Genomic DNA, 20,344 nt, shown 5'->3' with positions numbered 1-20,344 from the left:
TTTTTTAATTAATGGCCGGGGAAAAGCGTCCGCCTCTAGTGGTTGAACCGGGAAACTTCCCAAGCCTGATTATCGTTATCAACCAAGGAGACTACGATGGCTCTATCAATGCACACTAACTACGCTTCACTAGTGACTCAGAACACTATCAACAGCACAAGCAACCTGCTGAACACAGCGATGGAGCGTCTGAGCACGGGTTACCGCATCAACTCAGCAGCCGATGATGCAGCCGGCCTGCAAATCTCTACCCGTCTGGATGCGCAAACTCGTGGTATGAACGTAGCGATGCGTAACGCGCAAGATGGTCAGTCTATGATGCAGACTGCTGAAGGTTCTATGGATGAGATGACCAACATCGTATACCGTATGAACGACCTGGCAACGCAGGCATCGAACGGTTCCCTGACTGATACTGACCGTACTGCTCTGGATACTGAATACCAGCAACTGGGCGAAGAACTCGCGAACATCATGGACACCACCAGCTTTGGTGGTAACAAACTGCTGCAAACTGGCGGCGGTACGTTTGAAGCTGGCGCAGTGAACTTCCAAATCGGCACTCAAGCGGGTGACCAACTGGCGGTAGACGTGAGCACTGAAGTTCAAGCGATCAATACTGCTGTCGGTACTTCTGGTGCTCTGGCACTGGGTGATCTGACTACTGCAGCAACGGCACAAACTGCTCTGACAGCTCTGACTGGCGCAGACGGTGAAGCTGGCCTACTGGGTCAAATCGGTGAAGCACGTTCTGCATTCGGTGCAAATATGAACCGTCTGGATCACACCATTGCTAACCTGGGCAACATGGTAGAAAACACCTCTGCCGCGAAAGGCCGTATCACCGATGCTGACTTCGCAGTTGAATCATCAAACATGACTAAGAACCAGATGCTGATGCAGGCAGGTACCACTGTACTGTCTCAGACTAACCAAATGCCAAGCATGGCAATGTCACTGCTGCGCTAAGCGTTTTAAGCCACACAATCTGTATGTTTGTGTTTGCCTCCCGCACCGCGGGGGCTTTTTTTCGTTGCCCGATTTGAAACAGCGCCGCGCCTCCACCTTGCAACAAGCCTTTACTATCGGGACTCACATCGGCGCTTTTTTCTCCTCCGGCCAGTGGTTGAACATTTCCCTTCTCATTCCGCCGGTCTGCTGAATGCCACTTCACGCTGAGCGACCGCACGCATCTCTATACCCACATGTTTGATGCCCATACGTTTAATGCCCCGTCATTTCTGGTCGCACTACTAGCGGGACAATCGCTTTGTTACTGAGGAATCAGCGGAACTACCGCTCAGGAAAATCCACTTCCGCTTTGCAAAGCAGATCAAAGTAAGTTGTTGTTTTAAAAAAGACAAACCAATGGCACGCATCTTGTAATCAGACCAAGATTCTATTCAGGGTGTGAATTCTGGCAGGCCAGTCGTGGCGGCAGACCGAGCAACAGGGAGACTCCAAATGAGTTCATTAGATCCAATTACTATGGCAACACAATTGGCGACATTTGATGTGCAATCGTTTCAGCAGCGCTATCAGACCCAGGCCAATCAGTACCAGTCACAACTCAAAGCACTGGGCGATATTGAAAGTGCACTGCGTGAGTTCCGCACCACCATCAATGAAATGAACAGCTCGACCAGCAGCATCTTGCAAAACAGCGCGACCGTTTCTCAGGATGGCTTTTTCTCAGCCACGGCTGATGCCGGCGCGCTGTCCGGCAGCTACCAGATTTTTGTCGAGCAACTGGCGACTGCCCATCAGATTTCCGCAGGCATGCCCGCAGACCTCGACGCCACCACTCAGGTGCCAACCACGGGTACACTTGATTTCAGTGTGAACGGCGAAACCATGAGCCTGGATCTGTCCACCGTCGACACCGATGGTGACGGCACCGCCACCGTCGCAGACCTGGTTTCAGCGATTAACAACGACAGTACCAATCCGGGCGTGAATGCGACGCTGGTACGTTCTAACGGGCAAACCTATTTCATGCTCTCCAGCACGGAAACCGGGGTGGCCAACCGCATCAATGTCTCCGCCAGTGGCACAGGCCAGACCTGGTTTGAAGACGCATTCAGCAATGTTACCGAAATCAGTGCCGCCCAGGATGCAACCATCTGGCTTGGCGCACAAGGTACTGGCCTGCAGCTGACCAACAGCAGCAATACCTTTAGTGGCGTTATCGACGGTGTCGACCTGACGGTGAGTCAGGCACAGACCAGCGGCGAAGCGCCTTTGACGCTCTCGGTCGGCACTGACGATGAAGCGACCAAAGAGCAGATGAATGGTTTTATCGATGCTTACAACAGCTTGATCAGCAAGATCGATTCACTGACTGGTATCGGCGATGAAAATACCGCCCGCGGCGCACTAGCCAGTGATCCGACGGTGCGTTCTATCAAGAGCCAGATTCAGAGCATGGTCCGTGGTCAGTTTGACGGCATGCGCCTTAGCGACCTTGGGCTTGAAATCAGCCGTGACGGCAAGATGAGCATAGATAACGATAAATTCGAACAGGCACAAAGCACCAACGGCGCAGCACTGGAGTCGTTCTTCAATGGTGACGGCAATCTGTTCGACAGCATGGATGAACTGCTCAATCCCTATCTGAAATTTTCCGGCAGCCTGTTTGCATCGCGCAAAGACTCTCTGCAACAAAGCATTGATCGCATCGATGACAAACAAGCCAGCCTGGAGCGCAAATATGACATGGCGTACGACCGCTACCTCAGACAGTTTACTCAAATGAACCAACTAATGACCCAGATGAACCAGACCATGTCGATGTTCAGCTAAAACGGGTCGGGAGAACTTTTTATGTTAATGGATTCAGGCTACGACTCTTACCAACAGGTCGATCTGGACGCACAAGCCGCCGCAGCCACCCCACATCAGTTGGTGGTGATGCTGATCGACGGTCTGCTGGATGAAGTGGAACGCGTGCGTGGCCACATCCAAATGGGCCGCCTGGCCGCGAAAGGCACCGGCATTAATAAATGCATGAATATTCTGATTGGTCTGGATAGCGCACTTGATTTAGACAACGGCGGCGAGCTGGCGCAAAACCTTCATCAATTGTATGACTTTTGTCAGGTCGAACTATATCAGGCCAGCGTGAACAACGACGTCGAACGACTCGGCGCCGTTGAAAGCGTGATGGAAAACATCAAACAGGGATGGATGAATTTTGGTCAACAGGCATAAGGTCTCGCCGGAGCGTTTCCGGCACCTGGCCCAAAAAATCAAAATTGCCGCCAAACTAGAGGACTGGCGGGCACTGGCACGCTGTGACAGCGAGTTGCGCGAGTTACTGCACAGTCACAAGCCGTTTGTGAGCGAACCTTTGTTGGCTGACGTCATCAATGAAGTAAAAAGCGAGCATCAGATCGCCTTGCGCGCACTACAGGCAGCCACCAAAGCACTCGAGTCAGAAATGGAAACCATGAACGCCCAGCAGGAGCGTGCCCTCGCCTACCAACTGGCAATGACGATGGAGATGTAACGATGCCAAGTAGCCAAACAATGCAAAGTGTGATGCCTGCCCAGACATCGGCGGCGCAGCATAAGCAAAGCGCCACCCGCAGCGAAATCAAACAAGCACGTCAGTTTGACGGCCAGTCATCCGGCCAGGCAGATGGTTTTCGTCTGGCGTCAAATTCGACGGCATCTCGCTCAGGTTCTGCTCAATCGACACCAGAAGATAAAGTAGCCAGTCAGTATGCGGCCATTGCTGAGAAGGGCTCTGCACTGCCGGAGGCGCCAGTCGTTGCATTGAGCGCCGACAAAACCGGACAGGCGGACGCGAACAATGACGGTGATAACACAGACTCAGAACAAGAAATGTCTGATCTGATGCAGCAGTTCTTTGCTGCTGTTGCCATGCCGAGTGATAAACCGGTAATGACCGCTCAGGCGCTGTCAGCAGGCGCTCTACCAAACAACGCGGGCTTTGAGAGCGCAATGTCAATCAGCAATTCCGCATCCTCACTCAATCAGAACACGACTGGCTCAGCCGCTCAGGTATCTGCACTCAGTTCACAGCTGCTGCCTGGGTTAACCGGCGACCAGGACATGCCTCTGCATAAAACCGCATCGCTCAGTTTGGACAATGTGCAGCCCGTGCCATCTGCCACAGGAGTAACAACTGCAACGACGACGGCCTTATCGTCAGTACTGACCGGTTCGACAGCCAGCAGTAACGGCGGCGCAGAATGGGCCAGTGTCCGCATTGACACTCAGGCGGGTAAATGGGGTGAGCAAATGCTGCAGGTTCTGCAGGATAGGGTAACCCTGCAAGCGCAGCAAAATCTGCAGGAAGCCAAAATCAGACTTGACCCGCCGGATCTGGGCAAACTGGATTTGACGGTACGGGTTGAAGGCGATCGTCTCAGCGTACAAATCCACGCCAATAGTGCCGCCACCCGCGAAGCGCTGATGCAGGTTTCTGACCGTTTACGAGCGGAATTACAAAACCAGAACTTTGTGCATGTCGACGTCAATGTCGGCTCGGAGCGTGGCGGTCAGCCGCAACATCAATCCGATGCGCAGGAAGACAATACCACGACGGTTTTCGCCGCCCGGAACAGCGATTCATCGACGCCCAACCTTTCGATGTCTGAGCACTGGCTCAGTACTCAGGCCTGAGGCTCATAGCAGGAAAAAATCATGACCAAAAAGCAACTCACTCTTATTTTTATCATCATGCTGGTGGCCAGTATTCTTGTCTCAGCCGGTACCGTTTTCGGTGGCCTGTGGTATATGAAACAATCGTCTGCCAATCAGTCCGCCGAAGACTGGCTAAGCGGCACTCCGCTTGCTTTCCTGACTGAAGAAAACAGTACTGAACAAGCGCCCAGTTATCATTCGCTGGAAAAAGTGGTACTGAGCGTCAAAGGTAAACAGCAGAATCACTTCCTGATGCTGGAACTGGCCGTGGAAACGCGCAATCCGGAGAAAATCGCCAACCTTAACGATTACATGCCGGTGGTCGAAAATTCACTGATCAAACTGTTCAGCGATAAAACCTATGAAGATTTACAAGCCGACGGTGCGGTGGATCATCTGCAGCGCGAGGTCAAACAGACCATATTGACCGCGTTTGACAAGACCCCGCTCATCCGCCACATCGATGACGTCCTGCTGACGAAATACGTCGTACAGTAAGGGCGCTGATATGTTGGATATGCAATATCAGGACAGCTATGACATCTCGGATGATATCGCTTCGCCCACGTTACCGATTGATGAAAACCGTCTGCTGAGCCAGTTTCAGCACTTGGTTAAACGGGTGTCTAACCAGCTACGCGTGCATGCCACGACCCATTGCAGCATTGAAGACATGCAGCAAATCGGTTTGATTGGCCTGCTTGAAGCCGGGCGTCGCTACGGCAACCTCGACGATCCTAATTTTCCTGCCTTTGCGGTATGTCGGATTCGCGGCGCCATTCTGGACGAACTGCGCCGACTCGACTGGCGTTCGCGTAAAACCCGCCAGCAGGCGCACGAGCTGAACGACGTCACCCGGGATCTGACCCGCAAACTGGGTCGTCAACCCAATGACCAGGAAATTATCCAGGCCTTGGGTAGCGACGAAAAAGACTACTACGCCCGTCTCAATGCCTCACTGGCCGGTGAAATGCAAAGCCTGGATCAACTGCTGGAAAACGGGATGGAACAGGTCGCCGAAGGCCGTGATGACGGCATGAGGCAGGAAAACCTGCGCCGCAGCCTGGAACAAGCGGTCAGTCAGTTGTCGAAGCGCGATCAACTGCTGCTGACGCTGTTTTACCAACATGAATTGAACTTACACGAAATTGCGCTCGTGCTTGATCTGACGCCTCCGCGCATCTGTCAGTTGCATAAACAGGCGCTCAAACAACTTAATCTCTATATGTCCTCTTAGGAGTCAGTTATGCAAAAGTTTCTTGGCGCCATTACCATCCTGATATGTGTTTTTGGCGGCTATATGTGGGCCGGTGGTAATCTGGGCGCCATCTGGCAGCCTGCCGAATATCTGATTATATTCGGCGCGGCGCTCGGTGCGACCATCATCGGTAACCCGCCGCACGTGATTAAAGAGATGCGCCGCCAATTGCGTCAGTTGCTGTCGCCGCCGAAAAATGAACAAGACTACTACATGGAGTTGATGGCGGTATTGCAGGTACTGCTGGAAACCGTACGCAGCGGTGGCTTTAAATCGCTCGACCGCCATATTGAAAACCCGGACCAAAGCCCGATCTTTTCTCGCTACCCTCTTATCGCGGCGGACAATCGTCTGGTTTCCTTCATTGCCGACAATTTACGTTTAATGGCAATGGGACAGATGTCGCCTCATGAACTTGAGGGGTTACTTGAGCAGGAAATCGAAGCGATTCAGACCGATTTACTCCTTCCGTCCCGCTCTTTGCAGCGCACCGCAGAGGCTCTGCCCGGGTTTGGCATTCTGGCGGCCGTAGGCGGCATCATTATCACCATGCAGGCTATCGACGGCTCAATCGCCATGATTGGCTACCATGTCGCTGCGGCGCTGGTCGGTACGTTTGTCGGCATCTTCGGCTGCTACTGCTGTTTTGATCCGGCCAGCAATGCAATGGCGCAGCGGGTCAAACGTGACATGACCGCTTATGAGTGCGTACGTGCAACCCTGGTTGCTTACGTAGCGAAAAAAACCGACCTTGCTGGCGATTGACGCCGGCCGTAAACACATCCAGCTAGACATTAAACCGACCTTCAGTGATATGGAGAAATGGCTGGCGGAACAGGAGGCATAATGCAGAAACAGGAGCACGTGGTTTTCAAGCGCGCGAAAGGTGGTCATGACGAAGAGCATCATGGCGGCGCATGGAAAGTCGCGTTTGCCGATTTCATGATAGCGCTGATGGCGCTGTTTCTGGTTCTGTGGGTCATGCAGGTGGTCGATAAAGAAGAGCGCAAAGCGATTGTCGCCCACCTGCACAGCTCAAGTGTGTTTGACCGCAGCTACGGTAACCCGTTTGATACTTCGCAAAGCATCTCACCGATCGATCTGGCCGCCGATTCGTCGGTGCTCAGCAAGCATGACTCCAATCACACCGTAACCTCATTTAATAATGGTAACGGTGAAGGGCCGGAGTCGGATGCTCTGCTGCCGGGCACCTTTGATACCCAGGCTCAGCTCGCGACGCTGGCCAAAGTGGTTGAGGAAATGATGCGGCAAATCAATGCGCAGGGTAATGTCAACGTCTCGGTGACCCCGCAGGGCCTGCGCATCGTTCTGCAAGATGACTTTAAGCAGAATATGTTCAGCCGCGGCGGCAGCGAAATCACGCCGTTTTTTGAAGATCTCCTGCTGGCTCTGGCACCGGTGTTTAAACGGGTTGAAAACCCGTTGATCATCAGTGGTCATACCGACTCCACCGCGTTTAAACAACGCTTTGGCAGTAAAACGAACTGGGAACTGTCGGCAAACCGCGCCAATGTTGCCCGTCAGACGCTGGTCGCAGGCGGAATGCCGGACCAGCGTGTACTGCAGGTGACCGGGATGTCGGACCGGGCGCTGCTTAATCCGGAAGAGCCAGATGGCAGTGAGAACCGCCGGATTGAGCTGTTTGTCCTGACCACACCAGCCGCCAAAGTGCTGGAAACTTTCTTTGGTGATAAACAACCGGGCGAACTGGACAAGGCCCGAGGCGAGGCCAGTTTTAATCAGCCGGTTCGCCGCGAGCCTGCCATCAGCCGCCAGCAAGAGGTCAGGCTTGAGATCAATGCCAATCACCAAGCAGACTCTTAAAACGGTCTGCTAACGGACCGTCATAACCTGCCCTGTAGCTCCGGGGCAGGTTCCATCAGCATGATTCAGAGAACGTTATGCCGCAGCTAACCCGACACACCAACCACAAAGACACTTTAAAGAAAGCCTTTCTATGGCTGATTGTGCTGGATTACTGTCTGCTGGCCCTGTTTCTGACCCAACTGACCAACCTGACCCTGCATGCCGGCACCAGCATCAGCTTGCTGCTGCTGATCTACAATATACTGCTCAGTTTCCTCTGTTTTCAGCGCACCAGTCAGCGCGACGCCTATATCATCTATCCGACCCTTTCAGCGACGCTGCTGGCGTTCATTTGTTTCCTTTATTTCTTCTTCCTTATCTAATTCACAGAAATCTAACAACTTCCTGACCGCGCCGGTAGAAAGCATGACCACGCACTGACGGTTCTGACATGAGTTTGGTGAATAATCTTTTCAACCCTGTCCACACAACAAATAGATAAGGATAAAAGATGAAAAAAGCGATGTTCGCCCTGAGTGCACTGACGTTTATTTTGGCTGGCTGTGACACTGCGGAAAACGCGGCAACGCAACAAGCAGAACCGGTTGCCGATACCCTGCCAAGTAAAGTCAGCGATTCAGTTGCAACCGTAACCGACAGTGTTTCTTCAGCGGCTAATGCAGTGACTGAATCGATTGAAGATGGCGACGCAGCCAACTGGCAAGGCACCTATCAAGGCACTCTTCCTTGTGCTGACTGCGCAGGTATCGACTACACCCTGACTCTGAACGAAGATCAGAGCTACAGCCTGGTGCAGGCTTATCAGGGTAAAGAAGGTGCAGAGCCAACCACTTCTGAAGGTAAGTTCCACTGGAACGACACCGGCAGCGTAATTACTCTGGAAGATGGTTCCGAGACACCAAACCAGTACTTTGTTGGTGATGATATGCTGATGAAACTGGACATCAATGGTGAGAAAGTGACCGGCGATATGGCGGCACTGTACAATCTGCAAAAGCAGTAATCATCGGACAACTACAGTAATCAATCGGTAAAAACAGTTATTCGTGCTGTATGCGGATGTAACAATAACGCCGGCCCAGAGGCCGGCGTTATTGTTTATTCTGTAATGAAACGGATTATTCTGCAATGAGTCGAATCTTCAGCGCAGCAGTGCCACAACCGTGTGACGACGTACATTAGCCTGCGCATTAAGCGCCTGATAAGTAGAGGTAAACGTATCACCCGCGGCATAAAAGCTTTCCAGCTTATCTGCCACGCCATCCACCGCCAACACCTGGTTCTGCTCACGCAGCGTCTGCATCTGACTATTCAGTTCGCTGTGATAACTGCGTGCCTGATCCAGACTGACCTGCACCTGCTGTAAGTGCTGATTGACCTTAGCAATGGTTTTTTTGATGCCGTCACGTGAACCCAGATCAAAGCGCAATTCAGCAATACCATCCGGCTCAGATTTGAGCGTCAGGGTATTGGCCTGCCCGGCCGGGAAACGGTGGCCCTGTCCGGTGACCATCACCTTTTGCTTCATCTGCTTATAGGCCGTATCTGTGGCCTCAAACACGATATTGCCATCACTGCCCAGAGAAGCTCGCATCCCGAGCGGGATCAGGCTGCGATCCAGCATTTTTACCGTTTTACTGCCATCGCTACGACCATCAAACTGCATCAGCACCGACTGACCCTGCGGAAAATCCAGACGAATCTGCTCAGCCTTATCCTGCAAACGCTGTACATTGAGCCCCGGCACGGAAAAGCGGCGCAGATCGCCCTGATTCAGTTGCAGTTTCAGCTCGTTACTCACCACGCGCTGACCATCAAAGCGGGCGTGTTCCAGCGTGCTGTCGAGCTGCATTTTAGAACGGGTCAGCGTCTCTTTCAGATTGGGGACCCGCTCAACGCCCTGTGTCACTGCCTGAGTGAGACTGCGCTTAATATGGGTGAGTTCTTTACCGGCAACCTGCAGGGTTTTCGTGGCGATCTGCACCGATGTCGCTTGCTGCTGCCCGGCCGTCAGCCGTAATGCAGAAATGGAATAGGCTGACGGTGGGTCAGCCTGGAAAGTACGGTTACGCGGTGGATTAAAGCGCGGACTTTGTGTCGTGCGGGAAGGAGTAATACTCGTCTGATCCTGCCCGGTCAGACGTATTCCCTGACCGCGCACTTCCACTGTACTCATCACCATAGTGTTAACCTCTAAATCCGGTCAAACAGCGACAGACCGTCAATTTTGACGTAGCTGGCCTGAGTCGCCTGCAGTGCGGCCATGAAGTTACTCAGACGCACTGACGCTTCACCATAATCTAATGCCGACAGATCGCTGGTAACCTTATCCACGAACAACTTGTTCTCACCATGGGCACTGTCGAGCAGATCCAGGTTATTTTGCCGTCCACCCAGTTCGGTGATGGCCGCCAGCACATTATCCATCGTGCCATCCACAGCGTTGAGTGTCGTCGCGACCTGGTTCTGAAAATTGGCCGTCGGTGCCTCAAATTCGGCAATCAGATCATCGATCGAGTTGAGTACATTACTGCCAGCGCCTAAATCGAGCAGATCGCGAGCCGTCATATTGGACTCCATGCTCACCCCTTTGGCCACCGTAACCACGCGTTTATCCGTATTACCCTGAATCACATAAGACCCTGTACTGTCGTCCAGCGCAGCCGTATTACTGGCGGTACCGGAAAACAGATAAGCGCCCTCTTCATCCTGAGCATTAAAAGAAGAGGCGACCGAGTCGCGCAGGCTATGCAGTTCAGTCACAATCGCGGTGCGGTCCGCATCAGTCAGGGTATCATTCGCCCCCCACAAAATGCGGTCACGAATGTTCATCAGGCTGCTGTTCGCCGCATCCAGATACACTTCCTGACTCGACAAGGTAGTTTTCACATTGGCGATATTGCTCTGATACTGGCTGATGGCGCTGTCTTCACGATCCAGGTTGAGCAACTTAATCGAGGCCATCGGATCATCCGACAGTTTAGTCAGGCGGTCACCGGTCGCCATCTGCTGCATGACAGTGCCCAGACCGGCATTATTAGTCTGCAGGCTCTGCAACATCATCTGACTGAATTGAGTGTCACTGATTCTCATCCTGACTCCTTAAAATAACTGTAATACGGTATCGAATAGCTGATTGGCGGTACTGATCACTTTCATATTGGCATTGTGCGCATTAGCAAAGGTCATCAGATTGGCCGCTTCTTCATCGCTGTTGACGGCACTGACGTTGTCCCGTTTGGCGATAGCCTGTTCATTCATGGTGGTTTTCGCCTGAGAATCCGACTCGGCCTGACGCGCTTTAATGGCGACTTCTCCTACCATACTGGTAAACGCATCATTGAGTGACTGAGTGCCAAAACCGGCAATGGAAAAGGGTTGATTACCTATCGCAATCAAGGCCTGAAGATTGTCACTGTTGCCGGGGTTTCCGTCACCGGACAGTGCCAGCTCAGTGGCGGTAATATCCGTCATGGTCAGGCTGGCTGCCGGGTTATCGGGATCGTAACTGAACAATGCTTTGCCAGGCATCCCATCCAAATCCAGCCCCAGGGCCAGCTCTGAATTAAAGGCATCCGCCATTGACTGCGCCATGTCATCCACGGCAGTCATGTAGGGTTTCAGCACCTCGGCCTGGTAGTCGTTCAACGCGCCGATTTCACCGCCCATCTGACCGGGAATGGCAAAACTCTGATTACCGAAGACCACCTGCATGTTCGCCATATAAGCGTCACTGCTGTCCGGAACAGCCTGTAAAGTACCGAATTCAGAACCCATCACTAACGGCTGACCATTGCTGAGCGAAATCTGCATACTGCCGTTGGCCTGATTGGTGGTTTTGACCTCGACCATCTGCGACAAATCACCGACCAGCGCATCACGTGTATCCATCAACTGGGCCGGATTACCGCCGGTCCCCTGCAGTTCAACGATTTGCTGGTTAATCTCGGCAATGTTGCTCAGCAGGCTGTTGGCCTGACTGACCGCCGCACTGCGCTGTTCGCTCATATCCTGATGCTGGTTATACAGCGACTCAGTCAGGGTATTAAAGCGGCGCGACAGCGCTTCCGCTTCATTGATAATCTGCTGACGCAGCGGGGTCGATTCAGGTTTGGTCGAGGCATCATGCAGCGCCGCAAACAAGCTATCGAGCCCGGCGGAAAGGCTGAAACCGTCCGCACCCAACGTATTTTCAATCTGACTCATATTGGTGGTATAGCGCGAGGCATAGGCCGATTCACTGCCGGTCGACCAGGTCTGTTTGACCAGAAACTGATCAGTCACGCGACGGATGCTGGTCACCTGAACCCCCATCCCCGCGCTTAAACTGTCATATTTGCCGCCACCGACTGAGGCCATCAGGGCTTGCTGGCGGCTGTAGCCGGGCGTATTGACGTTAGCCACATTCTGCGCGGTAACATCGAGCGCAACGCGGTTCGCGTTCAGTCCGGTTAAAGCTATGTTAGTCAAGTTCATGTCCGATCTCGCTCCATGGTCGAATCAGTGGCTGAGCGAAGGCCGTATTGACCATCACTTTGCTGTTTTGCTCTGGGTCTAAGGCGGCATGCAGCGGAGCCGGGTTAAGTTCTGCCTGTAATCCGGCTGCATTTTGTGACTCCGCTTCCGGGATAGAAAACATCACGCTCTCTACCGGTACGATATCTGCACCAATCGCGGCAAATGAACTGTCATTGACTGAATTGGCTTGCGCCGCACTGAGTCCTGCCGCCGGCCCCAGTTGGCGCACCAGCATATCGGCGATGCCGGCATTGTTCTTCTTGGCCAGTTCAATCGCCAACTGACCATCGTACATATCGCGAAATACCCCCTGCTGCTGGGAGGAAAACGGGCTGTCCTGGTCAGCCAGCGCATCGCTGCTGCTGCGCATCTGACGCAGCACCAGTTGCAGGAACATGGCTTCAAACTGGCCGGCCACCTTTTGCAACGCCTCACCTTTATCCGCGGCATGTTTGATATTGGCCAGCGCGCTATTGTCATGATAAAGCACAGCATCGCCGGCGACGGATTGGTTGGAATGGTCAATTTTCATCAGATCACCACCAGTTCGGCATTCAGGGCGCCGGCTTCATGCAGGGCCTGTAAAATGGACATCAGATCGGTCGGCGTTGCACCCAGGCTGTTAACCGCATTGACTATGGTATTGAGCTCGGTGCCTGCCGGCCAGATCATCATCTGCGCCTGCTCTTCATTAATATCCACATTCGACTGGTCGACGGTTTGGGTCTGGCCGCCAGAAAGCGCGTTCGGCTGGCTGACCTGCTGTGACTCGCTGATGCTGACCGTCAGGTTGCCATGACTTACCGCGGCTTCGCCAACCTTGACGTTCTTACCAATCACCACAGTGCCGGTGCGGGAGTTAAACACAATACGGGCTGGTTTACGGCCTTGCACCACACTCATCTCTTCCAGCATCGACATCATGATGACACGTTGCTGAGTGTCCTGCGGCGCGCGCATTTCAACCCGACCTTTGTTGATCGCCACCGCGACTTTGGGACCAAACGTATCGTTGATTTCACGGGCGATATTTTTCGCCGTGGTAAAGCTCGCTTCACGCAAGTTGAGCGTCACCGTATCGCGCTGGTTGAAGTCGGTCGGGATCTCACGCTCCAGAGTCGCGCCGTTTGGCACACGCCCCGTGGTTGGGGTATTGATGGCAATGCTGCTGCCACTGCGTCCCTGGGCCGACACGCCACCAACGACGACATTGCCCTGGGCCACCGCGTACACTTCGCCGTCAACACCACGCAGCGGTGTCATCAGCAGCGTACCGCCACGCAGGCTTTTTGCATCACCAATCGATGACACGACGATATCCAGCGTCTGGCCCGGCCCGGCCATAGGATCAACCGATGCGGTGACACTCACTGAAGCCACGTTGCGCAGTTTAGGATCGGACGATTCATCAATCTGCACCCCGAACTGGCGCAGCATATTAGTGATGGACTGGGAGGTAAATTCGACCTGGTTGCGGTCACCCTGACCATCCAGTCCCACTACCAGACCATAACCAACCAACTGGTTTTGACGAATGCCCTGAATATCCACCAGATCCATCAGCGGGATAGCAGCTTCCGCTTTCACTCCCGGCGTCAGACCCAAGCTCAGCACCAGCAACAGCGTGGTCAAAAATGCGTTATGTTTTATCATCAGAATGGCATCCATGGACTGTTAAAGAATTGCGTCAGCCAACCGGAGGCATTGCTGTCTGCCAGCGCGCCGCGACCGGAGTACGTAATGCGCGCATCGCCGATACGCTGTGAAGAGATTTGGTTGCTGCGGCTGATGTCATCCACACGCACAATGCCGGTCAGGCGAATAAACTCATCCCCCTGATTGAGGCGAATCCACTTTTCACCACGAATACGAATCACGCCATTAGGTAAAACCTCACTCACAGTGACCGTAATGGCCCCCTGCAGACGGTTGCCCTGCGAGCTGGACGCACTGCCGTCAAAAGCGCGATTGCCATCTATCGAGGCAGAAACATCGTCAAACGTTTTGGCACCAATAATCGGCGCCGCCAGGCCAACACTGGAGGATTTACCATACTGGGTATCGGCACTTTTACTCGATTGGGTCGACTCAGACAGCTGCACGGTCAGGACATCGCCGACCCGATAGGCCCGGCGGTCCTGAAACAGAGTCATCGCATAGTGATGGCGATAAAGGCTGCCGGACTGAGCCTCAGGCAGAGAGTAATCAAGCTCCGGCGGACCATATTTTTCTTCGTCCGGTGACGGCAGGCCAAACTCCTCCCGTCCGGCACAACCAGCCAGCACTAATACACTCAGTAATCCGACTTTGCTCAGCGTTGTCATCACCTTTTCCTTCATCGCTCACTGCCCCTTACATTGACTGCGCAACGAACTGCAGCATGTCATCGGCGGCCGAGACCACCTTGGCATTCATCTCGTAGGCGCGCTGGGTGGTGATCATATCCACCATTTCTTCCACGACTTCAACGTTTGAGCCTTCCAGCACACCTTGTTTGATGCTGCCAACGCCGTCTTCACCCGCCACGACCTCATCAGCAACACCACTGGCTTCCGTTTCACGGAACAGGTTACCGCCCACCGCTTCCAGACCGGCCGGGTTGATGAAACGCGCCAGCGTGATCTGACCGATTTGCTGTGGCGCCGGATCGCCGGCACTGGTCACACTGACCGTACCGTCCACACCGACCGACAGAGAAGTGGCGTTATCAGGAATCTGAATCTGTGGTTGCAACGGCAGGCCCTGGCTGTTGACCATCAGTCCTTCAGAATTGACGTGAAACTGGCCGTTGCGGCTATACATGATTTCGCCGTCAGAGTTTTCAATCTGAAAAAAGCCCTGCCCCATCACCGCCAGGTCCATATCCTGACCGGTGTTTTGGGTGTTGCCCTGGGTAAAGACTTTTTGGGTGCCGACCACGCGTACACCGCTACCCAGTTGAACCCCGGTTGGCAGTTCATTGACCTGATCGACCTGAGCGCCCGGCTGACGCTGGATGCTGTAAAACAGATCCTCAAACACCACCCGATCGCGTTTGAAACCAACCGTATTGACGTTGGCCAGATTGTTGGAAATGGCGGTCATCTTGGTATCCTGAGCCGCCATACCGGTTTTGCTGACCCATAATGCTGAATGCATGGGAAATTCTCCTTAGTGTGAGCGCTTAGCTGTTGCTCATTAATCGGTTTCCGGCCTGAGCCAGGGTTTCGGCGCTTTTCATCATGCGGATTTGCATTTCGAAATTGCGTGTCAGAGACATCACGCTCACCAGCTCATCAATCGCCGAAACGTTACTGCCTTCAATATGTTCCGGTGCCAGTTGCACCGTATCATCGGCCGCGAACGGCACCCCATTCACACTGTGCAGCAGAGCATCACTCTCTTTTTGTAATTGAGCCGGCTCCGGCTTAACCCGCTTTAAAGTCCCCACTTCAATCTCGGCCCCCCCCGCCCGGCGGCATCACGGAGATCACACCGCGTTCACTCACTTCCACCTTTTGAAAGTCAGGCAGTACTAACGGGCCGTTTTCACCGATAACGGCAAAACCGTTAATGGTCAGAGCGCCATTAACATCAACCGAGATATTACCGGCGCGGGTGTAAGCTTCCCCGCCATCGGGGGTCTGTACGGTCAGGTAGCCGTCACCCATGATCGCCACATCCAGTGCGCGACCGGTTTTGACCACATCACCACTGTCAAAACGGGTCGCGGCCGAGTTGGTGACCACCATGGTACGACCATCGAACCCTGCCCCCTGCAACGGCACACTACGTACCCGCTCCATATCGGCGCGGAACCCCGCTGTATCCGCGTTGGACAAGTTGTTGGAGCGCACATGCTGGGCTTTGAGAACCCGGCTCGCGCCTGACGTTGCAGTAAACAGCAAACTATCCATGTTCCGCTCCGTTAGATTGAATTGAACAGAACTTGCATCAGTTCATCTTCAGTTGAGATGGTTTTGGCATTAGCCTGGTAGTTACGCTGCGCAGTCATCAGACCAACCAGCTCACCAGTCAGATCGACGTTTGAGCCTTCCAGCGCACCCGGCGTCAGATCGCCCAGAGTTCCGGTACCCGGCACACCCACAGTCGGGTTACCCGAACCAAAACTTTGCGTCCAGGAAGTGCCGCTGACCTTGGTCAAGCCCTGCGGGTTGGCGAAATTAGCCAATACAACCTGACCTTGCAGCTGTGACTCACCATTGGTGTATGTGGCGTAAACCATGCCGTTATTTTCAACCCGTACCCCGGCCAGCTCGCCCGAGGTGTAACCGTTTGGATTGTTAGTGCTGACACCAAAGTCAGCGCCAAACTGGGTACTGCCGGTCAGTGACACATCAATGCTCATGGCTTCGGCACCGGCAGCCGGGAAAGTGACGTTAAACGCGCTGACCGGAGAGTTAAGCGTACCGTCGGTATTGAAAGTGACCGGAACGGTGTCAACCACAGCTCCACCGTCCACCTGGACATTCACTTCCCAGCTGTTGGCGTCGGTTTTGGTAAAATACTGGGTGACGGTGTGGCTGTTACCGAGCGAGTCAAACACTTGCGAGGTATATGACGAGTTGAACGAGGTTGGATCATTGGGATCAAAAGCCACCGCTGTCGAGTCATAAGCCGGATTCGCCGGGTCCAGAGCCGGATCGCCCGCCGCAACCAGATTGATCGCGCTCGCGCTGGCATCAAAGTTAGCCACAAACTGCAATGAGTCAGTCGCACGCGCCGCCAGAGATGAGGTCGCGATTTGCACATCACCCACAGTACCCGTCATCAGGTTGTTGTTGGCATCCACGCTGTAGCCCTGCAATTTGGCACCGGTGTTGCCCACAACGTAGTTGTTGCTGTCGGTACCGAACACACCGGCACGGGTGTACAGGGTTTGTCCCATACTGTCTTTAGTGACGAAAAAGCCACTGCCGTTAATAGCCAGATCCATTGCACGACCGGTGCCGCTGATTGAACCGTTTTCATCAAAGTTCTGTGAAATGGACGCCACTTCCACCCCCCCAGGCTGCATTCCGTTATAAACGGCAGAGAATTCGGTGCGCGAGCCTTTAAAGCCATAAGTGGAAGCGTTGGCAATGTTGTGACTGATGGTGTTCAGTTCCGAGTTGGATGCATCTAAGCCACTCAGCGCAATGTTTAAACTCATAAAATAACCTCTGTGTCCTTAAGGGGATTAAGCACCAAATTGGGTGATCTGATAAAAAGGAATACTGCCAAGACCGGCAATATTGACCAGCGGCGAACCGCCGTTACTCGGAATACGTACCTGCTCGACCGCGCCGGCCAGCAACACGTTCGGACTGGCCTGGCCATCCTGAACCTCGACCGTGACCTGATAACTGCCCGGTTTCAGGCCCAGTTCCTGGGGATCAATAGTGAAATCGACATCGCCGGCCGGATGAGCGCCAAGCGGCAGCTTGGTGCTTTGACCAAACTCATCAGTGATAAGCAGATTGACCTGACTCGACGCGTATTCGAGTTCGACTTTGCCGCTTTGTGGCGCTTCTGCACCGAGCTCAAACTGGTTAGCGGACACCAGCACGGTCTGACCGACCAGACCTGCGGTACTCAGTACCTGCATGTTATCCAGCAGCACCATGCTGTTTTGCATCAGGCTGGTCATGTTCTCTGTACTCTGCACCTGAGAAAACTGCGCTAACTGACTAACGTATTCGGTGCCATCAAGCGGGTTGAGCGGATCCTGATTCTGGATCTGCGCCACCATCAGGCTGATAAATTCATTTTGCAGCGACGATGCCGAGTTAGCATCGACACCATTAGCCGCGATAGCGCCGCCGGTTGTGGTGGCAGCGCCACTGGTATCGGCCGATAAAGCATTAAACTGTGCAATCGTCATTAGCTGCCCTGCCCCAGACGCAGCAGCCCCTGCTGCATACTCTTCACGTTGGAGAGCACTTCAACGTTAGTCTCGAAACTGCGGGTCGCCGACATCATATCGGCCATTTCCGCCACCACATCGACATCCGGGTAATAGACATAACCTTCGCCGTCTGCCAGCGGGTTGCTCGGTTCAAAACGTTTTTCCGCTTCGCCCTGCGCTTTCACCACATCGACAATGCGTACTTCCGCACTCGGATAATCTTCGCCTGCGGTCAGTTGGCTCTTGTTGTATACCGTCGCAAACACCGGCTTGAGTGCCCGATAGGCATCATCCGGGTTAGCCGACACGGCATCGGCGTTCGCCAGGTTACTGGCCACTGTGTTCAGACGCACGGTCTGAGCATTCATTGCCGAGCCGGCAATGGAATAGATATCAGTAAATGCCATGATTAACGTCCTTCAATTGCTTTGGCTAAACCACTGAATTTCATATTGAGAAATGTCAGACTGGTTTGGAAATCCATACTGTTCTGCGTGAATTTGCCCTGCTCGACACCCAGCTCAACCGTATTACCGTCTTTGCTGTTCTGATAAGGAATTGCATATTGAGTGTTAACCAGCAATTCCGGTACGTCCGGGTTCACTCCGTGCAGACCCGCGCTGCGCATCGCGGTGGTGAAACTCAGGTCTCTGGCGAGGTACCCCGGGGTATCAACATTTGCTAGGTTACTCGCGAGGACTTTGGTACGCTGAACCCGAAAATTCAGAGCCTCGGGATGAACTCCTAACGCGCTTTCAAATGAAATAGCCATGCATCTTCCTTACAAGTTGGCTCAAGTAGCCCTGAGAAGAAACAAGATGCATGCCATAAAACAAAATATTTATTATCAATGACTTACAAAACAACAAGGAAGATAGACTTCCGCACATCGGAAGCAAGAGCGAGGCAAGGGGAAACAGCCTCAGGGCGAGAACACACCAGACCAAAACCAATAACGCAGCCCCGTGCCGGCTTCGTCTTGGGTGGAATGCTGCTGCTCATCAGCCTGCCTTTAAGTGCCAATCCCCAGCAGGAACAGTTAATACGCCATACTGTGCGATCCGCACTGCAGCAAGAAACTGAGCAGACCGCGGCGCTACATCAATGGCCTGCTTACCAAACGGACTGGGAGATCTGGGTGCCGGGCGCGGCCCGTCACCTGCCGGAATGTCCCGGCAAGCTTGTCGTCACCGGACGCGATAACCAGTTACTGCCGGTCGGACGTCTGAAACGTCAGGTCAGTTGCGAACAAGGGCAATCCCCCTGGCATATCAATGTCACCATCAAAGCATCGCTGACGTTACCGGTTGTCGTCACTCAAACAGCCTTGTCACGTGGTCAGTCGCTGGATGCCTCCATGCTGATGATCGAGAAACGAACGCTCGATCGGGCCGATGAATTTTTCACAGATATCCGGGACGCGATCGGAATGGAAGTATCAAGAAGAGTGCGCAGCGGCGACATTCTCAGCCCGACATTAGTCAGCAAGCCGCCTTGGGTTCTTAAGGGCAATCAGGTTGTCATCATCGCCGCTAAAAACGGCATCAATGCCAGTACCCAAGGCGTCGCACTGGAAGATGGAAGCCAAGGAGACCAGATTGAGGTGCAAAACAGCACGTCACAGAAAGTCATCCATGCCGTGGTCAGCGGCCTGAATCAGGTTCGAACTCAATTTTGACTGAGCGGATTTTATTGACTCAAGGTAACATTTTTAGCCCTCAGCACTCGAATGGCAGCGCGGATTTCGGGTACAAAACCGCGCGATAAATTTTTCTTACCAAAATAGCCGTCAGATTTAATTCAGCACGGCGGTCGGTCGCCTATCGGTATTGACGACGAAGATTGAGGACCCCAGCTATGAAAATTGACAAAGTCTCCGGTGGACACGTACCGCAAACGGCGCTGCAACAGAGCAGTAAACAACCGCTGCAAACTCAAAGTGCCACTCCGACCAGCGAACCGGCGATGAACGCCAACACCGTTGCACTGGATAAAGCTCAGACCGAACTGGCTCAGCTGCCGGATGTGGACATGGCTAAAGTGGAACAGGTGCGAGCGATGCTGGCTAAAGGCGAGTTAAACCTGGACAGCAAAGCATTAAGTCAGGCGCTGATGCAATTTCATACCGGCCACGAATAACGCGTCAAGAAAGGGAAGCAGTC

General features: G+C 53.5%; 23 protein-coding genes and 2 pseudogenes. 13 read left to right on the top strand and 12 right to left on the bottom strand.

Annotated elements, in window-relative coordinates; all coding sequences use genetic code 11:
* Positions 1-96 precede the first annotated feature (96 nt).
* From lafA to KNV97_RS08350, 11 genes and pseudogenes are all read left to right on the top strand, one after another.
* Complete coding sequence (lafA, locus tag KNV97_RS08400; protein WP_136482862.1) at positions 97-969, top strand: lateral flagellin LafA; 873 nt, start codon at positions 97-99, stop codon at positions 967-969.
* Positions 970-1,464: 495 nt separating this feature from the next.
* The gene (gene fliD, locus KNV97_RS08395) at positions 1,465-2,802 is read left to right on the top strand and encodes a flagellar filament capping protein FliD (RefSeq protein ID WP_218562880.1); all 1,338 of its coding nucleotides are present in this window, start codon (positions 1,465-1,467) and stop codon (positions 2,800-2,802) included.
* 21 nt (positions 2,803-2,823) lie between these two features.
* The gene (gene fliS / locus KNV97_RS08390) at positions 2,824-3,210 is read left to right on the top strand and encodes a flagellar export chaperone FliS (protein WP_136482858.1); all 387 of its coding nucleotides are present in this window, start codon (positions 2,824-2,826) and stop codon (positions 3,208-3,210) included.
* Positions 3,194-3,508: a LafD gene (locus KNV97_RS08385; RefSeq protein WP_136482857.1), complete on the top strand. Its 315-nt coding sequence runs from the start codon at positions 3,194-3,196 to the stop codon at positions 3,506-3,508. Before fliS ends, KNV97_RS08385 begins: the two co-directional genes overlap by 17 nt.
* Positions 3,509-3,510: 2 nt before the next feature.
* Positions 3,511-4,650 (top strand): flagellar hook-length control protein FliK, encoded by a 1,140-nt coding sequence (locus KNV97_RS08380; RefSeq protein ID WP_256612669.1) that lies wholly within the window; start codon positions 3,511-3,513, stop codon positions 4,648-4,650.
* A 21-nt stretch (positions 4,651-4,671) separates the two neighbouring features.
* Positions 4,672-5,169: a flagellar basal body-associated FliL family protein gene (locus KNV97_RS08375; protein ID WP_136482855.1), complete on the top strand. Its 498-nt coding sequence runs from the start codon at positions 4,672-4,674 to the stop codon at positions 5,167-5,169.
* A gap of 10 nt (positions 5,170-5,179) precedes the next feature.
* The gene (locus tag KNV97_RS08370; protein WP_136482853.1) at positions 5,180-5,908 is read left to right on the top strand and encodes a FliA/WhiG family RNA polymerase sigma factor; all 729 of its coding nucleotides are present in this window, start codon (positions 5,180-5,182) and stop codon (positions 5,906-5,908) included.
* A gap of 9 nt (positions 5,909-5,917) precedes the next feature.
* Positions 5,918-6,776, top strand: a pseudogene (gene motA / locus KNV97_RS08365) (flagellar motor stator protein MotA).
* Positions 6,776-7,774: a flagellar motor protein MotB gene (locus KNV97_RS08360; RefSeq protein WP_136482849.1), complete on the top strand. Its 999-nt coding sequence runs from the start codon at positions 6,776-6,778 to the stop codon at positions 7,772-7,774. Before motA ends, KNV97_RS08360 begins: the two are co-directional and overlap by 1 nt.
* 77 nt (positions 7,775-7,851) lie before the next feature.
* The gene (locus KNV97_RS08355) at positions 7,852-8,139 is read left to right on the top strand and encodes a hypothetical protein (protein ID WP_136482847.1); all 288 of its coding nucleotides are present in this window, start codon (positions 7,852-7,854) and stop codon (positions 8,137-8,139) included.
* A gap of 128 nt (positions 8,140-8,267) precedes the next feature.
* Positions 8,268-8,780, top strand: a complete 513-nt coding sequence (locus KNV97_RS08350; RefSeq protein ID WP_136482845.1) for a copper resistance protein NlpE — start codon at positions 8,268-8,270, stop codon at positions 8,778-8,780.
* 138 nt (positions 8,781-8,918) lie between these two features.
* On the opposite strand, the gene KNV97_RS08345 is transcribed toward KNV97_RS08350, so the two are convergent.
* The 12 genes and pseudogenes from KNV97_RS08345 to flgB all read right to left on the bottom strand — a co-directional run bounded on the left by KNV97_RS08345 (position 8,919) and on the right by flgB (position 18,954).
* Positions 8,919-9,959, bottom strand: coding sequence for a flagellin (locus tag KNV97_RS08345; protein WP_136482843.1), 1,041 nt, complete (start codon positions 9,957-9,959; stop codon positions 8,919-8,921).
* Between the two features lie 11 nt (positions 9,960-9,970).
* A complete protein-coding gene (flgL, locus tag KNV97_RS08340; RefSeq protein WP_136482841.1) occupies positions 9,971-10,870 on the bottom strand; it encodes a flagellar hook-associated protein FlgL in 900 nt (299 codons plus the stop codon).
* A 9-nt stretch (positions 10,871-10,879) separates the two neighbouring features.
* Positions 10,880-12,253: a flagellar hook-associated protein FlgK gene (gene flgK / locus KNV97_RS08335; protein WP_218562879.1), complete on the bottom strand. Its 1,374-nt coding sequence runs from the start codon at positions 12,251-12,253 to the stop codon at positions 10,880-10,882.
* Positions 12,240-12,827 (bottom strand): rod-binding protein, encoded by a 588-nt coding sequence (locus KNV97_RS08330; RefSeq protein ID WP_136482838.1) that lies wholly within the window; start codon positions 12,825-12,827, stop codon positions 12,240-12,242. The genes flgK and KNV97_RS08330 overlap by 14 nt, the downstream gene beginning before the upstream one ends.
* On the bottom strand, positions 12,827-13,963 hold the full coding sequence (locus KNV97_RS08325) for a flagellar basal body P-ring protein FlgI (RefSeq protein WP_136482836.1): 1,137 nt from the start codon (positions 13,961-13,963) through the stop codon (positions 12,827-12,829). The genes KNV97_RS08330 and KNV97_RS08325 overlap by 1 nt, the downstream gene beginning before the upstream one ends.
* Positions 13,948-14,619, bottom strand: coding sequence for a flagellar basal body L-ring protein FlgH (flgH, locus tag KNV97_RS08320; protein WP_136482834.1), 672 nt, complete (start codon positions 14,617-14,619; stop codon positions 13,948-13,950). The genes KNV97_RS08325 and flgH overlap by 16 nt, the downstream gene beginning before the upstream one ends.
* Before the next feature lie 28 nt (positions 14,620-14,647).
* A complete protein-coding gene (flgG, locus tag KNV97_RS08315; protein WP_136482832.1) occupies positions 14,648-15,433 on the bottom strand; it encodes a flagellar basal-body rod protein FlgG in 786 nt (261 codons plus the stop codon).
* A 25-nt stretch (positions 15,434-15,458) separates the two neighbouring features.
* Positions 15,459-16,191 (bottom strand): annotated as a pseudogene (gene flgF / locus KNV97_RS08310) (flagellar basal-body rod protein FlgF).
* 11 nt (positions 16,192-16,202) lie between these two features.
* Complete coding sequence (gene flgE / locus KNV97_RS08305) at positions 16,203-17,447, bottom strand: flagellar hook protein FlgE (protein ID WP_136482827.1); 1,245 nt, start codon at positions 17,445-17,447, stop codon at positions 16,203-16,205.
* Positions 17,448-17,474: 27 nt separating this feature from the next.
* Positions 17,475-18,158, bottom strand: a complete 684-nt coding sequence (gene flgD / locus KNV97_RS08300) for a flagellar hook assembly protein FlgD (RefSeq protein WP_136482825.1) — start codon at positions 18,156-18,158, stop codon at positions 17,475-17,477.
* Positions 18,158-18,589, bottom strand: a complete 432-nt coding sequence (flgC, locus tag KNV97_RS08295; protein WP_136482823.1) for a flagellar basal body rod protein FlgC — start codon at positions 18,587-18,589, stop codon at positions 18,158-18,160. The genes flgD and flgC overlap by 1 nt, the downstream gene beginning before the upstream one ends.
* Positions 18,590-18,591: 2 nt before the next feature.
* On the bottom strand, positions 18,592-18,954 hold the full coding sequence (gene flgB, locus KNV97_RS08290) for a flagellar basal body rod protein FlgB (protein ID WP_218562878.1): 363 nt from the start codon (positions 18,952-18,954) through the stop codon (positions 18,592-18,594).
* A 216-nt stretch (positions 18,955-19,170) separates the two neighbouring features.
* Here flgB and flgA point away from each other — a divergent pair, with 216 nt between their 5' ends.
* Positions 19,171-19,860, top strand: coding sequence for a flagellar basal body P-ring formation chaperone FlgA (gene flgA / locus KNV97_RS08285; protein ID WP_256612660.1), 690 nt, complete (start codon positions 19,171-19,173; stop codon positions 19,858-19,860).
* 179 nt (positions 19,861-20,039) lie between these two features.
* Complete coding sequence (gene flgM / locus KNV97_RS08280; protein WP_136482818.1) at positions 20,040-20,321, top strand: flagellar biosynthesis anti-sigma factor FlgM; 282 nt, start codon at positions 20,040-20,042, stop codon at positions 20,319-20,321.
* Positions 20,322-20,344 lie beyond the last annotated feature (23 nt).

This window comes from Vibrio ostreae (assembly GCF_019226825.1).
In the GTDB taxonomy this organism is placed as follows: domain Bacteria; phylum Pseudomonadota; class Gammaproteobacteria; order Enterobacterales; family Vibrionaceae; genus Vibrio; species Vibrio ostreae.
This window is presented reverse-complemented; position numbering and strand designations above follow the sequence as displayed.

Bases quoted from the DNA above. Each gene is read 5' to 3' on its own strand.
- lafA (WP_136482862.1), top strand. From the start codon at position 97: ATGGCTCTATCAATGCACACTAACTACGCTTCACTAGTGACTCAGAAC.
- fliD (WP_218562880.1), top strand. From the start codon at position 1,465: ATGAGTTCATTAGATCCAATTACTATGGCAACACAATTGGCGACATTT.
- fliS (WP_136482858.1), top strand. From the start codon at position 2,824: ATGTTAATGGATTCAGGCTACGACTCTTACCAACAGGTCGATCTGGAC.
- KNV97_RS08380 (WP_256612669.1), top strand. From the start codon at position 3,511: ATGCCAAGTAGCCAAACAATGCAAAGTGTGATGCCTGCCCAGACATCG.
- KNV97_RS08375 (WP_136482855.1), top strand. From the start codon at position 4,672: ATGACCAAAAAGCAACTCACTCTTATTTTTATCATCATGCTGGTGGCC.
- KNV97_RS08370 (WP_136482853.1), top strand. From the start codon at position 5,180: ATGTTGGATATGCAATATCAGGACAGCTATGACATCTCGGATGATATC.
- KNV97_RS08360 (WP_136482849.1), top strand. From the start codon at position 6,776: ATGCAGAAACAGGAGCACGTGGTTTTCAAGCGCGCGAAAGGTGGTCAT.
- KNV97_RS08355 (WP_136482847.1), top strand. From the start codon at position 7,852: ATGCCGCAGCTAACCCGACACACCAACCACAAAGACACTTTAAAGAAA.
- KNV97_RS08350 (WP_136482845.1), top strand. From the start codon at position 8,268: ATGAAAAAAGCGATGTTCGCCCTGAGTGCACTGACGTTTATTTTGGCT.
- KNV97_RS08345 (WP_136482843.1), bottom strand. From the start codon at position 9,959: ATGGTGATGAGTACAGTGGAAGTGCGCGGTCAGGGAATACGTCTGACC.
- flgL (WP_136482841.1), bottom strand. From the start codon at position 10,870: ATGAGAATCAGTGACACTCAATTCAGTCAGATGATGTTGCAGAGCCTG.
- flgK (WP_218562879.1), bottom strand. From the start codon at position 12,253: ATGAACTTGACTAACATAGCTTTAACCGGACTGAACGCGAACCGCGTT.
- KNV97_RS08330 (WP_136482838.1), bottom strand. From the start codon at position 12,827: ATGAAAATTGACCATTCCAACCAATCCGTCGCCGGCGATGCTGTGCTT.
- KNV97_RS08325 (WP_136482836.1), bottom strand. From the start codon at position 13,963: ATGGATGCCATTCTGATGATAAAACATAACGCATTTTTGACCACGCTG.
- flgH (WP_136482834.1), bottom strand. From the start codon at position 14,619: ATGACAACGCTGAGCAAAGTCGGATTACTGAGTGTATTAGTGCTGGCT.
- flgG (WP_136482832.1), bottom strand. From the start codon at position 15,433: ATGCATTCAGCATTATGGGTCAGCAAAACCGGTATGGCGGCTCAGGAT.
- flgE (WP_136482827.1), bottom strand. From the start codon at position 17,447: ATGAGTTTAAACATTGCGCTGAGTGGCTTAGATGCATCCAACTCGGAA.
- flgD (WP_136482825.1), bottom strand. From the start codon at position 18,158: ATGACGATTGCACAGTTTAATGCTTTATCGGCCGATACCAGTGGCGCT.
- flgC (WP_136482823.1), bottom strand. From the start codon at position 18,589: ATGGCATTTACTGATATCTATTCCATTGCCGGCTCGGCAATGAATGCT.
- flgB (WP_218562878.1), bottom strand. From the start codon at position 18,954: ATGGCTATTTCATTTGAAAGCGCGTTAGGAGTTCATCCCGAGGCTCTG.
- flgA (WP_256612660.1), top strand. From the start codon at position 19,171: ATGCTGCTGCTCATCAGCCTGCCTTTAAGTGCCAATCCCCAGCAGGAA.
- flgM (WP_136482818.1), top strand. From the start codon at position 20,040: ATGAAAATTGACAAAGTCTCCGGTGGACACGTACCGCAAACGGCGCTG.